The sequence below is a fragment of the Atlantibacter sp. genome (assembly GCF_032062175.1).
Lineage (GTDB): Bacteria > Pseudomonadota > Gammaproteobacteria > Enterobacterales > Enterobacteriaceae > Atlantibacter.
On the sequence record NZ_DAMBQK010000001.1, the window covers coordinates 184325 to 199646 of the forward strand.

The window sequence follows — 15322 nt, forward strand, 5'->3', positions numbered from 1 at the left end:
TTAACGGATCGTAAACAGACGAAGGGGCGGGATAGCCCTGCTGAATTTTCTTTTCATGGAATGCGCGACTTATGGTCTCTACAACCCCGTATAACGTAAAACAGCGCGCCGAAGACCGGCTGCAAATCCTCAAATTGCTGGCGGCGGATAAAGCGGTCACTCAGGGCATACTCGGCAAACTCGCGCCGGGGCATCACGATGCCGAGCAGGTGCTGGAAGCGATCGATAACATCGCCTTACGGGTGCAGCGCCTGCCTGCACCGGATCTCGCTGATACCCTGGAATCTCTCCCGTCGGAAGAGCGTCACGCCATCTGGCGATTGGTGGGCGATGAAAAGCGCGGCCACGTTCTGCTCGAAGCCTCGGATAACGTCTGGGACGATCTGATCGACGAGATGAGCGACCAGGCATTGATTGACGCTATCAGCACCCTGGATATCGACGAACAGATTTATATCGCCCAACACCTGCCGCGCAATTTGATCGGCCGCCTGCTGACCTCACTCCCGGCCCGCGAGCGCGCCCGGGCGCGCCAGATGCTGATGTACGATAAAAACAGCGTCGGCGCGATCATGGAATTTGAGGTGATCACCGTACGCCCGGAGATCACCCTGGCGACGGTACAGCGCTACCTCCGTCGGTTGGGTAAAATGCCGCACAACACCGACAAACTGTTTGTGGTCAATCGCGATAACACCCTGATTGGCGAACTGGAGTTAACCACTATTTTACTCAACCGCCAGCAGGCGGTGGTGTGCGACGTGATGGATGCCAACCCGGTGATCCTGACGCCGGAAGTTCGCGACGAGGATGCGGCGCGTATTTTCGAACGCGATAACCTGGTGAGCGCTGCCGTGGTGAACGAGCGGGGCAGACTAATTGGCCGTCTGACCATCGATGAGATCGTAGATGTGGTATACGAAGAAACCGATAACGATCTGCGCCGAATGGGGGGCTTAAGCACCGAAGAAGACGTGTTCGCGCCGGTAGCCAAAGCGGTAAAAACCCGCTGGGCGTGGCTGGCGATTAACCTTTGCACCGCGTTTATCGCCTCGCGGGTCATCGATGGATTTGAACATACCATCGCGCAACTGGTGGCGCTGGCGTCATTAATGCCTATTGTGGCGGGGATTGGCGGCAATACCGGCAATCAGACCATTACCATGATTGTGCGCGCTCTGGCGCTGGGGCAAATCCAGCCGGGCAATATTCACTTCCTGATGCTGCGCGAAATCGGCGTGGCGCTGATTAATGGCCTGGTGTGGGGAGGCATTATGGGCGGCGTCACCTGGTGGCTGTACGACGACCGGGCGCTGGGCGGGGTCATGACGCTGGCGATGATGCTCAATTTATTGGTGGCAGCAATCATGGGCGTGCTGATCCCGATGATCATGACCCGCTTAGGGCGCGACCCGGCGATTGGCTCCAGCGTGATGATCACCGCGATCACCGATACCGGTGGGTTCTTTATTTTCCTCGGGCTGGCAACGCTGTTCCTGCTGTAAAAAAGGGCCGCATTTGCGGCCCCGTTGCTTATTCGGCTAAAGAAGGGACTGCCTGTTGCGCGAGCTTCGCGGCAAGCATGGCTTCCAGTTTGTCCTGATCTTCAGCGAACAGGCGGATCCCTTCCGCCAGCTTATCTACCGCCATAGCATCCTGATGATGCTGCCAGTAGAACTCGGCTTCGCTAATCGGCGATGGACGGTTTTCCACCGCCACATCGGCGCTCAGTTTCGCCTCAACGCTGCCTTCCCGTGCGTCCAGTTCGCTTAACAGAGCAGGGGAAATGGTCAGGCGATCGCAACCGGCTAACGCCAGTACCTGCTCCGTTTTACGGAAACTGGCACCCATGATCACCGTCGGATAACGATGCGCTTTGTAGTAACGGTAGATATCCCGCACCGACACCACGCCAGGGTCGCTTTCCGCTTGGTAAGTTTCCTGCGGCTGATGCTGTTGATACCAGTCGTATATCCGCCCGACGAACGGCGAAATCAAATACACCCCTGCTTCGGCGCAGGCGCGGGCCTGGGCGAAAGAGAACAGCAGCGTCAGGTTGCAATTAATCCCTTCGTTTTCCAGTTCTTCGGCGGCGCGAATGCCTTGCCAGGTAGCGGCAAGCTTAATCAGAATGCGCGATTTATCGACGCCCTGTTGCTGATACAGGCGGACAAGCTTACGCGCTTTGGCGACACACAGTCCGCGATCGAACGAAAGGCGTGCATCCACTTCAGTTGAAACGCGCCCCGGCACGTGCTTAAGCAGTTCCAGTCCAATATTCACCGCCAGCTTGTCGCTGGCGTTGATGATCTGCGTTTCACGGTTGCCGCCCTGTTGAACGGCGAACTGGATCGCGTCGTCGATGAGCGGTTGATAGTGAGGGATGGCCGCCGCCTTGAGGATCAGCGACGGATTAGTGGTAGCGTCCTGCGGTTTGAAACGGCGAACGGCCTCGATATCGCCGCTGTCCGCCACCACGGTAGTGATACGTTTGAGTGCATCTAACTGACTCATGATCAAGATCCTTTCAGAGCTCAGAGGTTAAGCGGCAGCCGGAGATTACGCAGACTTGCCCAGATTCTCGTAATACGTGATTTTTTCGACTTTCGGCGCGGAGCGTCCGCCTTCGAATTCCGACGCCAGCCACACGTCAACGATATTCTTCGCCAGTTCCGGGCCGATCACGCGTGCGCCCAGGGTCATTACCTGCGCGTCATTGCTTTTACGGGCGCGTTCGGCGGAATACGTGTCGTGACACTGGGCCGCGCGCACGCCGGGGACTTTGTTAGCGACAATCGCCATCCCGATGCCGGTACCACACAGCAAAATGCCGCGCGGGTAGGTGCCGTCGCCGATGGCGCTGGCGAGGTTAAAGGCGATATCCGGGTAAATTAACGGGTTGTCGCCGACGTCATGGCTGAAATCGACGACTTCAATACCTTTTGACTGCAAATGGGACTTCACCAGATTCTTCAGCTCCGTCGCTGCATCATCAGCACCAATCGCAATTGTTAACATAGTGGTTTCCTCACATCAGGGTACAGGGGAAGTTTGGCTGTTCATCTGAACGGGTTCTATTCATGTGAACAATCTCTGGCTGGATAAAAAGTAGCTTTTAATAAACATAAGTTCAACACATTTTCATATGAACAGTTAAAAATGACCATCACTACCTCTTTTTAGGGTTGGAATCCCCGCGTATCGCTCAAAATAGACATTTTGAGGACGATCACAATTTCATGGGATACTCATTTGCACAAATCTTATGAACTGTTAATGTTCATTTGTCATGTAGCGAAAATGTGAATAGGAAACGCCAATAGATATGGAACGGGGCTTATCCATAATCGCGATTTATAGACAACACCCATTTTCCTCTGATCCCACCGGTAACCCGATTTACCCGGAAGGAGAGACACTGTGACCAGCACTCATCAAAACGTAGCGACTGACGTAGAAAAGTCAGCCATTCGTAAGATCTCAATTCGTCTTGTGCCATTTGTTGCTCTGATGTTCTTTATTAACTTCCTCGACAGGACGGCCATCTCGTTTGCTGGCCCTAACGGCATGATGGATGACCTGGGTATTCAGGTCGCACAGTTCGGCCTGGCCTCCGGGATTTTCTTTATCGGCTATATTCTGCTGGAAGTGCCCAGCAACCTGGCGCTGCACCGCTACGGCGCGCGTCGCTGGCTGGCGCGTATCATGGTTTCCTGGGGTATCGTTTCGCTGTTATTCACTTGGGTGAGTAATGTCGAAGGGCTGTATATCCTGCGGTTGCTGCTCGGTGTGGCGGAAGCGGGCTTCTTCCCTGGCGCGATCTTCTTCTTAAGCGCCTGGGTTCCGGCGCGTCACCGCAGCAAAATTCTGGCGCTGTTCTATCTGGCGCAGCCGCTGACCGTGGTATTCGGCGCGCCGCTGGCGGCCTGGTTTATCAATCAACATGGCTTGTTCGGGCTGGAAGGCTGGCGCGTGATGTTCCTCGGGGTGTCGGTGCCGGCTATCGTGGTAGGTATCATCGCCTGGTTCTATCTGATCGATAAGCCGAACGACGCCAAATGGCTGACGTCGCAGGAGAAAGAGTGGCTTAACAACGAGCTGGCGCGTGAAGACGCTCAGAAATCCAGCGCCGCTAACCACAGCCTGCGCTCGGCGATGTCCAACGCCCGCGTCTGGGTGCTGTGCCTGATCTACTTCGGCTTCGTGTACGGCCTGTATGCGCTGGCGTTCTTCCTGCCGACCATCATCGGCGGCTTCCAGAGCCAGTTCAACGTTACCTTTGGCGTGATGCAGAAAGGGCTGATCACCGGCGCGCCGTATCTGGTTGCGGCCATCGTGATGTACTTCTGGTCGCGTGATGTCTCCCGTCGCGGCTGCAAAACCTGGCATATCGCCATTCCAGCCCTGGTCGGCGCGATCACCGTGCCCACCGCGCTGTATATGGAAACGCCGTTTGCCACCATGGTGGTGATCTCGTTAACCGCCAGCGCCATCTTTGCGGCACTGCCAAACTTCTGGACCTTACCTACCCAGTTCCTGTCGGGCGCCTCTGCGGCGGCGGCGGTAGCGTTAATCAATACCCTCGGCAACGTGGCCGGTTTCTCGGCGGGCTACATCACCGGCGCGCTGCATGACGCCACGCACAGTTATCTGGTGCCGATGATGGTGGTAGGCGGATTTATGCTGCTGTCAGCGATTATGATGCTGGTGTTAAGCCGCATTCCCCACACAAAGCCCGCCGCTGATGTGAAGATGAAACGAGCAGGAGAGCACTAATATGACATGGCTATTTAATAATCCCTCCGAATTTGCCAAAGAGATGGTGGCTGGTTTTGTCAGCGCCAACGCTGAAATCGTGCGGCAGGTGCCGGGCGGGGTTATTCGTAATACCCAAAGTCAGCCAGGGACGGTGGCGATTGTCATCGGCGGCGGCTCGGGCCACTACCCGGCGTTCGCCGGGCTGGTGGGGCAGGGACTGGCGCACGGCGCGGCGATGGGCAACCTGTTTGCCTCGCCGTCGGCCCAGCAAATTTGTTCGGTGGCGAAAGCCGCCAATAACGGCGCAGGCGTGCTATTAGCGTTCGGCAACTACGCGGGCGACGTGCTGCACTTTGGTCTGGCCCGTGAACGGTTGATTGCCGAAGGCATTCCCTGCGAATTGATCGCCGTGACCGATGACATCACCAGCGCATCGCAAAATGAAATTGAAAAACGCCGCGGCGTGGCGGGGGATCTGGTGGTGTTTAAAGCCGCCGCCGCCGCCGCCGAAAAGGGCGCGTCGTTGCAGGAGGTGCTCGCCATCGCCCAACACGCCAACGACCGCACCCGTACCATCGGCGTGGCGTTTTCCGGCTGTACTCTGCCCGGCGCTGAACATCCACTGTTTACCGTGCCGGAAGGGCAAATGGGCTTTGGGATGGGCATCCACGGCGAGCCGGGCATCCGCGAAATGGCGGTGCCGGGGGCCGGTGAGCTGGCCGATATGCTGGTGGAACATTTGCTCAACGAATTACCGCCAGGCGTCAGCGCCAGGGGCGCGCGGGTTGGGGCGATCCTCAACGGCCTCGGCTCGGTGAAATATGAAGAACTGTTCGTGGTGTGGCACGGCGTTCAGCAGCGCCTGATTGAGCAGGGCGTGGTGCTTGCCGATGTGCAGGTGGGCGAATTCGTTACCAGCTTCGATATGGCAGGGCTGTCGCTGACTCTCGCCTGGTTTACCGACGAGCTGGAAGCGCTGTGGCTGGCGCCAGCCTATAGCCCGGCTTTTAAACGCGGCTCGGTGCTGAGCGCGCAGCCGCTCCAGGCCAGCGACAGCGGCGAATGCCAGCAGGACACGGTACCGGACGCCTCTGACGCCTCGCGTGACGCCGCCGTTCGCGTCGTCGCGATGGTGGATGCGCTGGCCGACGTGGTGATTCAAAACGTTGAAGAGTTAGGCCGTATTGATGCTATCGCGGGCGACGGCGACCACGGTATCGGTATGGAGCGCGGAGTACGCGCGGCACGGGACAGCGCGCATCGCTGCCTGGCGCTGGGTGCAGGGGCGGGGACGGTATTACAGCAGGCCGCCGACGCCTGGGCCGACCAGGCAGGCGGCACCTCTGGCGCAATCTGGGGTGTGATTTTAAACACTATCGGCACCGGGATCGGCAATCAACAGCGCCCGGATGCCCGCGTAGTGGCCCAGGCGGTCAACGATGCCGCCCACGGCGTGATGCATTTCGGCAAAGCCAAACCCGGCGATAAAACCCTGGTGGATGTGCTGCTGCCGTTTAGCGACGCGCTGATCGCGGAAGTGAATAACGGTTTACCGCTGGCCCAGGCCTGGAACAACGCCGCCCGCCACGCTGAGCAATGTGCCAAAGAGACCGCGCAACTGCTGCCGAAAATGGGCCGCGCCCGTCCGCTGGCGGAACGCAGCCTGGGCACGCCCGACGCCGGTGCGGTTTCGCTGGCGATGATCGTCACGGCGGTGGGCAACTGCTTTAATTCCGTCCCGGACAGCGCAAAAGAGGGGGCGGTATGTCAGTGAAACTGACGCTCGGCGTGAGCCTGAAGATGTATTTCGGCTATCAGCAAACGCTGGAATGGAGCCAGCAGGTCGCGGAAATCCTCCGCCAGCACCCGCTACTGAGCGCCTGCCCGCACGCCACGCTGTTTACCTTTCCGTCGGCACCGGCGATCGAGGGTACGCTGCGTACATTTAACGGCACCGCCATGCAGGTCGGCGTGCAAAACATCGCGCCCGCTGAACCTGGCGCGTGGACCGGAGAAACCAGCGCGGCGATGGTTAGCGAGATGGGCGGGAAGTTTGTTGAAATCGGCCACGCCGAACGTCGCCGTCATTTTCATGAGGACGAGGCGGTGATTTGCCGCAAAGTCCAGTTAGCGCTGGAGAATGGCTTAACGCCGGTGATCTGCATCGGCGAGCCGGAAAAAATGAGCCTCGACAGCGCCACCGCTTTCGCTATCCAGGAAGCGGATGTGATTATCCATTTTCTGCAACAGCACGCCCTCACCGGGGACTTAATTTTTGCCTGGGAGCCGCAGTGGGCCATCGGCGCGCCGCAACCGGCTTCCCCCGTCTACATTCAGACCGTGTGCGCAGGGTTGCGGGCGCATCTCTCGGCGCAGCCGGGCGATCACCGCGTCATTTATGGCGGCAGTGCCGGGCCGGGATTGCTGACCCAGCTGTGGCCGCACGTCGACGGGCTGTTTCTGGGCCGCTTCGCCCATCAGCCCGCTGCGATGCGGTCCATCCTTGATGAAGCCCACACCCTGCTAACGCATGCCGAAAATCAGGAGAGCGCATGAAACTCGGACTCAGTACTTACGCTTATTTCTGGCAACTGTCAGATAAAGCGCCTAAACCGATGAGCCTGTTTGAGGCTATCGACGACAGCGCGCGTCTTGGCGCGACGGTGTTCCAGATTTGTGATTACCCGCAAATTACCGGCTGGTCATCCAGCGAACGGGCGCGCCTGGCGCAGCATGCCGCGCGGGCCGGCATTACCCTTGAGCTTGGCACCAAAGGCGTGATGCCTGCGCACCTGCAACGCTACCTGGCGATTGCTGGCGAGCTGGATTGCGCCCTGCTGCGCACCATGATCAACAGCCCGGAACATCGTCCAACGCTTAGCGAAGCCCAGCGCAGCGTGGAAAGCGTGCTGCCGTCGTTTGAAAACCAGGGCGTGGCGATCTGTCTGGAAACCTATGAACAGGTGCCTACCGACGACAATATCGCGCTGGTGAAAGCGATTAAGTCAGGGCTGGTCGGTATCTGCCTCGACCCGGCCAACTGCGTCGCCAGCCTGGAGTCGCCAATGGACGTGGTGGCGAAAACTGCACCTTACGTCCTCAACTGGCACGTCAAAGATTTCGCCTTCTCACGCCGCGACGGCTGGGTGGGCTTTACCCTTGCGGGCGCGAAGCTCGGCGAAGGGTTGCTGCGTTACGATGAGATCTACCAGCAAATCGAGCCGCAAACCCGCGGTATTAACCAGATTATTGAGCACTGGTTGCCCTGGCAGGGCGACGGTGAACGTTCCTGCCGCGTCGAAGCGGCCTGGACTGAACACAACATGAAGTATCTGCTTGATAAACAAACCTCCAATCATTCCTCAACGATATCCAGGGAGTCACATCATGTCTGCTGAATTGAAAACTATTACCGTAATCGGTGCGGGCGGCAAAATGGGGATGCGTATTTCGGCGAATTTCCAGAACAGCGATTATCAGGTGTTTTACTGCGAAAACTCGCCCGCTGCGCAGCAACAGGTTACCGGTCAGGGCCGTGAGCTTTCCGACGCGCAGTCCGTGGTGCCGGTGAGCGACGTGGTGATTCTGGCGGTGCCGGATATCGTGCTGGGCAAAGTGTCTGAAGCCGTGGTGCCGCAGATGAAACCGGGCGCAGTCTTGCTGACCCTGGACCCGGCAGCGGCCTACGCGAACCTGATCGCCCAGCGCGACGGCATTGAATACGCGGTAGCGCACCCGTGCCATCCGTCGGTGTTCCTCCAGCGCTACACCAAAGAAGAACATGCCGATGCCTTTGGCGGCGTGGCGGCGGTGCAGCACGTGGCGGCCTCTTATGAAACCGGCAGCGACGCGCAAAAAGCCGAGCTGAGCAAAGTGATCAGCTGCATGTACGGCCCGGTCGAGCAGGTGCACTGGGTGACGGTGAAGCAACTGGCGTATCTGGAGCCGACGCTGGTAGAAACCGTGGCCTGTATGGTCGGCGCATTTATGAAAGAAGCGCTGGATGAAACCGTCAAACACAGCGGCGTGCCGGAAGAAGCGGCGAAAGCGATGCTGTACGGCCATATTCAGATTGCTCTGGCCGTGGCGTTCCGCGCCACCAACCCGTTCTCCGACGCCTGCATGATCGCCATGGAATACGGCCGCGAGAAAATTGTGAAGCCGGACTGGAAAGTGATTTTTGAAGAGCAGGAACTGGATAAAGTCATTGCCCGGATGCTGAAAATCGATAGCATTAAGCGTTAAGCCACAGGCTCTGCCGCGATCCGCGCGGCAGAGCATTGTTTCATTAAATTAATGTTTCTCTGATATAATTTTCTGCACCTTACAGGTCTTTTCTTTCCCGTCAATGGAGAACGCGCCTCGCATGGATAAATCCAGCCAGAGTCAGGATTTTGAACTACTCACCGAGATCGCTATTGCGTACTACTGCGATGAGGTGACTCAGGAAGAGATCGCGAATCGTTTTGGTTTTTCCCGCATTAAAGTTGGCCGCCTGCTTAAGCGCGCCAAAGAAGAGGGCATTGTCGAAATCAATGTCCGCTACCATCCGGTATTCAGCACCCAGCTTGAAAAGCAGATGCAGGAGCGTTTCCCGATTAGCCGCGCGTTAATCGCCCTCGACCATAACGACGAAGACGAACAGCGCCGCCAGGTGGCTGCGTTAGTCTCGGGTTATCTCGCCAACAACCTGCGCGACAATATGGTGGTAACCGTCGGCCAGGGCCGCAACGTGGCGGCGGTGGCGGAATACACCAGCCCCATTCAGGCGAAAGATTGCCGCTTTATTTGCGGAATTGGCGGCACGCACCGCACCGGCGACGTGATTAACGCCGACCACATCAGCCGTCTGCTGGCGAAAAAATTTGGCGGCAGCAGCGAGTCGCTGTATGCGCCTGCCTATGTGGAAAACCCGGAATTAAAAGCCGCGTTGATGCGCAATGGCACCATCAAAGAGACCCTCGATCGCGCTCGCAAGGCGGATATCGCGCTGGTGGGCATCGGCGATATGAACGAGAACAGCTATATGGTCAAGCTGGGCTGGTTTACCCCGCAGGAAATTAACGACGCCAGCCTGAATCAGGGCGTCACCGGGGATATCGCGGGTTATGATTTCTTTAACGCCCAGGGCAAGCACGTTAATACCGTGATGGATGACCGGGTTATCGGGCTGAGCGTGGAAGAGCTGCGCCAGATCCCGTGTGTGATTGCCATCGCCTCGGAGAACACGAAAGCAATGTCGATTATGGGCGCGTTGCGCACCGGGGCGATTGATGTTATCGCCACCAGCGCGCGCAACATCCGCACGATTTTGAGTATGACGCAGTAAGCGTTGCGGTTAGAAAAGGGGAGCCTTTCGGCTCCCTTCTGTTTTTAGAACAGTACCGAGTAATTCACCCCAAACGTACGCCCGCGACCTTTATAGGTATACAGATCGGCGGCACCGTAAGTGGGGCTGTACAACCCTGGCGCGCGCTGCCCCCAGGTGGTGGTGTAATCTTCATCCAACAGGTTTTCCACGCTGAAGCTCACTTTACCCATCGGCAGGTTATAGCTGCTCAGCACATCAATGGTGTTATAACCCTCGATTTTCTTGCCGGCACTGTCGGTTAAGTCAACGGTTTGCTGGGTCTGCACGCGCAGGCTCCAGTCGCCGGGTGCCCAGCCAACATACGCGGTGGCTTTAGACGGACTGGCGGCATCGACGGTCAGTTTTTCCCATTTCCCTTCCTGTTTGGTTTCCGATTTGATCACGTTAAAGGTCGCGCCGGTGCTCCAGTCGCTGTCGGCAAAGAAGTAATCCACCGCGCCCTCAAGCCCGTAAATTCGGCGTTCGTCATCATCCAGATTGATGGTCATGTCGGTTTTGTTAATGGAAATGGTTTTGTCCGACAGGGAATAGTACGCCGCCAGTTGGGTACGCAGATTATCCCCGGTATAGCGCCAGCCGAGCTCATATGCGTTCACTTTGATGCCGTCCAGCGTGGAGTCGTTAACGTTGACGCTATTCAGCAACTGGTAATGACCATTATTCAGGCGGTAAGTGCCGGAGCCGTAATACTTCGCCAGATCCGGGATTTCAAAGCCCTGAGAGAAGTTAAACCAGGTTTGCTGGCGTTCAGTCAGGTGCGCCAGCAGACCGGCGTTAAACAGGAAGTTGTTGTAGTCGGTTTTGCCGCCGGGCACCGCGTCCGCGGAAGTCGCTGCCCCGGTAGCGATGGCCTGCTGCTGGGCGTAGCCGATGAAATCATTCACTTTGTTTTCAGTGTGCTGGTAACGCACGCCGCCGCTCAGGGTAAAGATGTCGTTAATGTCATAGCTGGTCTGGAGGAACGGCGCGAGGTTAGTGATGCTGTAGCTCGGGTAGCGCCCCACGTTATAGCTATTTTCCAGCGTCATCCCGCCGGACTGCTGGGCTTTCGCCAGATCGAAGAATTGCTGGTTGGCGTCGAAAGTTTCATGTTCAGCGTCCACGCCGTAAGTCAAATTCAGGCTGTCGAATAAGGTACTGTTAAGCGTTAGCTTGCCGCCGTAAAAATCGGTTTGCTGCTGGGAGGCACCAATACTGGTGACGCCGGTGCGGCCCAGAGTGGGGAACGGATAAAACGTCAGGGACTCATCGCGATAATAAATCTGCGCCACCATATCCTGGCCCCAGAAATCGGTGTTGGAATATTGCAGATTGATTAAGTGACGCTCGGTTGCCGGAATACGGTCAGAATCGAGATTGCTGGCGTTATAGGCTTTGCCCTGGCCGGTAACGGCGGAGAAGTTACGGCCCAGATACAGGCCGTGATCGCCATCCGCCTGGCTTTTATAGTACTGGGTGGTGAGCTGGAGCTGCTGGGTATCATTAATATTAATCGTCCCGGTGCCCATCACGTCCAGACGGTCGGAATACTGTAAGCCAGTCTGGGTATTATCGATGATAACTTCATCACCGTTGCCGTCATACCAGCCGCCAAATCGTTGGTAGGAAACGGACATGCGGCCCGATGCGTTATCGTTGCCACCGCTCACCGCCGCCGCGACGTTTTCATCGTGATCGTTATGGCTGTTGAAGCCGCTTTTCCCGCCCAGTTGCAGCTCTACTTCCTGCTCCGGCTGGCCTTTTTTGGTCACGATATTAATCAACCCACCAGTGCTACCGCCGCCATACAGCGATGTCGCGCCGGAAATGACTTCGATGCGCTCGATGTTAAACGGATCGATGGCATCCAACTGGCGGCTGTCGGTACGCGACGAGTTCAGGCGCACGCCGTCAACCATCACCATCATCGAACGGCCGCGCATATTCATGCCGTAGTTGGTGCGGCCCTGGCTGCTGACGTCCATCCCTGGGATCAACTGAGCGAGGATCTCTTTGATCTCTTTCCCGCCCTGCATCTGTTGTGCGATTTCCTGCTTTTCGATCACCCAGGTGGTTTGCGCCATATCGGTGGCGCTGCGATGCGCGCGGTTGGCAGAGACCACCAGAGTATCTTCTTTGGTATCAGCAGCGAAAGCGGGCGCGGAGAGCATGGCGAGCAGCACAGGGTTCAGCACCCAGCGGGTACGGCGATTGGCTATCATCAGTTGTTATTCCATTAAGTTAAGTGCCTTGCCCCGATAAAAAGCGCAGCACAAGCAGTTGCAGAAGCATTTATTTGAATTGGTAATTATTCTCATAATGATATTTATTACATTTACAAAGACAAGCGTTTTTGCAATATTTGCTTGCAAATCTCCATTAATATTTCCTTATTTATTGAGAGGTTATCCAACTCGCCGGACCTCTAAGGACTCATCGCTATGGCCGCCAGCTATCGACTCTTCAACCTCACGCTGAAATCACGGCATCACATCACGCCTTCACTGCTGCGCTGCGTATTTACCGGCGATGATGTGGCGCAGATGAAGCATGACGCGCCGGATCAGCGCATCAAACTGTTGTTCAGTGAAAACGGTGAGTTTCCGCCGGGATTAGGGAAGGGGGAGAACTGGTACCAGGATTATCTGGCGTTGACGAAAGAGATACGTCCCGTGATGCGGACCTATACACTCCGAGCCTTGCGCCGCGATGCACGGGAAATGGACGTCGAGTTCGTACTGCATGGGGAAAAGGGTCCGGCATCGCGCTGGGCCACGCACGCATGCCCTGGCGAGCGGCTGTTGGTGGTTGCACCGGATGCGGCATTTGATGGCGACAGCGGCGGCTACGAGTGGCTGCCGCCTGTGCAGGTAAACCAGGCGTTGCTGATTGCCGATGAAACCGCGCTGCCTGCCGTCCTGGGCATTCTTGAACAGCTGGCGAAATCCGCGCATCCGCCTGAGGTTCAGGCGTTTATAGAAGTGCCGCATAAAGAAGATATTCATGACGTAAGCGCGTTTAGTTTTGCCCGCGTGCGCTGGATTGCGCGAGAGTCCGATCGCTTTGGCGAAGCGCTGCTGGATGCGGTTAAAGCGAACGTGGATATTCCTGACTGGGCGCAGTGCCAGGCGCAGTCGCTGGTCTCCAGCAGCTTACTGGAAGATGACATCTGGGAGCGCGCCGAAGGCAAAAAACCGTTTTATGCCTGGGTAGCCGGCGAGTCGTCGACCGTGAAAAACCTGCGTCGCTATCTGACCGGCGATCGCAACCTTGACCGGGCCTGCGTGAACTTTATGGCCTACTGGAGCAACAAATAACGTTACGCCTCCAGCGGTGCAATCAACTCCGCCCCCTGATTTCTGATATTCCCGACGCTGCGTGTTACCGGATGCCAGGTAAAATCCCCCGCCGGAACTGCGCCTGTTTTGACTATCTCTTCCGCTTCTTTTCCGCCGATATCCTGGCTCATCCACGCCAGTGCGGCTTCCGGCGTCAGGACCAGAGGGCGTCGGTCGTGAATATCAATCAGCCCCTTATCTGCGGCTGCGGTAACAATCAGAAAGCCTTCGTTTTCATCGCCGCGCTCAAACGGCGTACTGCCGATGGCAGCGAAAAACAGCGGTTTCCCATCCTGACGATAGATAAAATACGGCTGCTTTTTATCGCCTTCTTTTTTCCATTCAAACCATCCGTCGGCGAAAACAATCGCCCGCCCATGCTGCCACAGCGGCTTGAACATGCGACTGGTTGCAGCGGTTTCGACTCGCGCGTTGATCAACGGCGCTTTGTTCCACCAGCCCGGCGCGTAGCCCCAGTGGACGGGAGCGAGATGCAACTGCTCATCGCGCTCGTTTAACAGCAGCACTCTGGTGCCTGGCGCAACGTTGTAGCGGCCAATGGGTTCAGGATCGTAAGGGATATCGCGTTCGAGTTGTTCAGCCAACTGGCTGAGATAGGCTTCACGCGTTTGCGCCTGGGCGAAACGTCCGCACATAGTGACCTCCCGTGTTTAAGGGAAGTATAGGTAAGACAGAGGGAAAGGATTCCACAAGATACTCATGTGGCTGAATATATAATTGCAATTTACAAGGAGGGGAGGGGGCAAGCCCCCTATTAGGTATTATGGCAATGTTGTGAAAAATTTTGACATTGCGTCTCGCTCAACAACAGTGACAAAAACATAATCGACATTATATTTTTTTACCAGTGATTTGACTTGCTCTGGTGTTACCTCATTGTAATGCACCATGATGACATCTTTAAACATACGCATCATATAGGGAGACATAGCGCTACCAAATGAATCACGTAGCCATAATACTTTTGAATTCTGGTAATGATTAACTGCGCTAACCCAGACCGGAGATGAAGGAGATGGCACCTGCAAATAGTTACCCAGCATTTTGATGGCACCAGATTTTTCATCTAAAACAAAAGTATAGTTATTTGTGATGTTAATATTATTAATATCGGAACGAATATCTGTGTTATACGAACCGATACGTAAAAACCTTGCAAGGTCGCCGCCAATGGATGGGTTAAAACTAAAGCTTGATGCATCGATACGGGAGACTACTGCATTTATTTGCGGATTTTTTAGGGAGGCCATTAAAGTTGTAAACCCGACCCATGCCCCGTAACTGTTCCAGTGAGTATCAGTTTTATAGTAAAGCAAGTGTTGGTCGGATTTTTTTTGCAAAAGAGAACCATAGATATCCACGTAGATATCAGGTTGCTTCTGCTGAATGACGTCACGGAACTGAACATTATAATGCTTATCCCATGAAGGGAGTTCCTCACTGTATATAGAGTCCTTATCAGGACTAATCATAATTTTGAAGTTCTGAACGCCGTTATCTTTAAACCAGGAGTCCCAGGCAACGATGGTCTTATCTATTGCTTCTACAACAGGCATATCGGACTCTTTTATCCCTTCAATTTTATACTGAAGGGAACGGGAAAAATTGTTTCCCATAAACAACCATCCGTTGCGGCCAACCATCACTTCGCCAGGGTCGGTTGATAAGCCAAGCCTGTAGCCCGCAAATCCAATCAGCGTCAATACAGAATCAACGTTGAATAGACGTTCTTTTTTAAGGGACAATGATTTTTCTTGAACCATGGTTATAATATTAACTATAGGGAGTACCGCTAACAGGATGAGAATGATCGCGATGAAGCGAAAAAGTTTCTTTTTCATTTTTGAAACATCCC

At 55.7% G+C, this 15322-nt stretch carries 13 protein-coding genes; 8 read left to right on the top strand and 5 right to left on the bottom strand.

Annotated elements, in window-relative coordinates; translation table 11 throughout:
• Positions 1-71 precede the first annotated feature (71 nt).
• The gene (gene mgtE, locus RT120_RS00870; protein ID WP_312978348.1) at positions 72-1505 is read left to right on the top strand and encodes a magnesium transporter; all 1434 of its coding nucleotides are present in this window, start codon (positions 72-74) and stop codon (positions 1503-1505) included.
• Positions 1506-1533: 28 nt separating this feature from the next.
• Here the strand turns inward: mgtE and tal are convergent, their stop codons facing one another.
• Positions 1534-2514 carry a transaldolase gene (gene tal / locus RT120_RS00875; RefSeq protein ID WP_312978350.1) on the bottom strand — a complete coding sequence of 327 codons (981 nt, stop codon included), beginning with the start codon at positions 2512-2514 and terminating at the stop codon, positions 1534-1536.
• 45 nt (positions 2515-2559) lie between these two features.
• Entirely contained in the window at positions 2560-3018 is a 459-nt protein-coding gene (rpiB, locus tag RT120_RS00880; RefSeq protein ID WP_312978352.1) for a ribose 5-phosphate isomerase B, read from the bottom strand.
• 402 nt (positions 3019-3420) lie between these two features.
• On the opposite strand from rpiB, the gene RT120_RS00885 reads away from it, so the two are divergent.
• The 6 genes from RT120_RS00885 to RT120_RS00910 all read left to right on the top strand — a co-directional run bounded on the left by RT120_RS00885 (position 3421) and on the right by RT120_RS00910 (position 10087).
• Positions 3421-4776 (top strand): MFS transporter, encoded by a 1356-nt coding sequence (locus RT120_RS00885; protein WP_312978354.1) that lies wholly within the window; start codon positions 3421-3423, stop codon positions 4774-4776.
• 1 nt (position 4777) lies between these two features.
• Positions 4778-6532, top strand: a complete 1755-nt coding sequence (locus RT120_RS00890; RefSeq protein WP_312978356.1) for a dihydroxyacetone kinase family protein — start codon at positions 4778-4780, stop codon at positions 6530-6532.
• Positions 6523-7314 carry a triose-phosphate isomerase family protein gene (locus RT120_RS00895; protein ID WP_312978358.1) on the top strand — a complete coding sequence of 264 codons (792 nt, stop codon included), beginning with the start codon at positions 6523-6525 and terminating at the stop codon, positions 7312-7314. The genes RT120_RS00890 and RT120_RS00895 overlap by 10 nt, the downstream gene beginning before the upstream one ends.
• Positions 7311-8156 carry a sugar phosphate isomerase/epimerase family protein gene (locus tag RT120_RS00900; protein ID WP_312978360.1) on the top strand — a complete coding sequence of 282 codons (846 nt, stop codon included), beginning with the start codon at positions 7311-7313 and terminating at the stop codon, positions 8154-8156. Before RT120_RS00895 ends, RT120_RS00900 begins: the two co-directional genes overlap by 4 nt.
• A complete protein-coding gene (locus RT120_RS00905) occupies positions 8146-9003 on the top strand; it encodes a phosphogluconate dehydrogenase C-terminal domain-containing protein (RefSeq protein WP_312978362.1) in 858 nt (285 codons plus the stop codon). The genes RT120_RS00900 and RT120_RS00905 overlap by 11 nt, the downstream gene beginning before the upstream one ends.
• A 121-nt stretch (positions 9004-9124) precedes the next feature.
• Positions 9125-10087, top strand: coding sequence for a sugar-binding transcriptional regulator (locus RT120_RS00910; RefSeq protein WP_312978364.1), 963 nt, complete (start codon positions 9125-9127; stop codon positions 10085-10087).
• A 44-nt stretch (positions 10088-10131) separates the two neighbouring features.
• On the opposite strand, the gene RT120_RS00915 is transcribed toward RT120_RS00910, so the two are convergent.
• Positions 10132-12330: a TonB-dependent siderophore receptor gene (locus RT120_RS00915; protein WP_312978366.1), complete on the bottom strand. Its 2199-nt coding sequence runs from the start codon at positions 12328-12330 to the stop codon at positions 10132-10134.
• A gap of 219 nt (positions 12331-12549) precedes the next feature.
• On the opposite strand from RT120_RS00915, the gene RT120_RS00920 reads away from it, so the two are divergent.
• A complete protein-coding gene (locus RT120_RS00920; protein ID WP_312978368.1) occupies positions 12550-13425 on the top strand; it encodes a siderophore-interacting protein in 876 nt (291 codons plus the stop codon).
• A gap of 2 nt (positions 13426-13427) precedes the next feature.
• On the opposite strand, the gene RT120_RS00925 is transcribed toward RT120_RS00920, so the two are convergent.
• Both RT120_RS00925 and RT120_RS00930 read right to left on the bottom strand, forming a co-directional pair.
• Complete coding sequence (locus tag RT120_RS00925) at positions 13428-14102, bottom strand: SOS response-associated peptidase (protein ID WP_312978370.1); 675 nt, start codon at positions 14100-14102, stop codon at positions 13428-13430.
• A 126-nt stretch (positions 14103-14228) separates the two neighbouring features.
• Entirely contained in the window at positions 14229-15308 is a 1080-nt protein-coding gene (locus tag RT120_RS00930) for an alginate O-acetyltransferase AlgX-related protein (RefSeq protein WP_312978371.1), read from the bottom strand.
• Between the last annotated feature and the right edge of the window lie 14 nt (positions 15309-15322).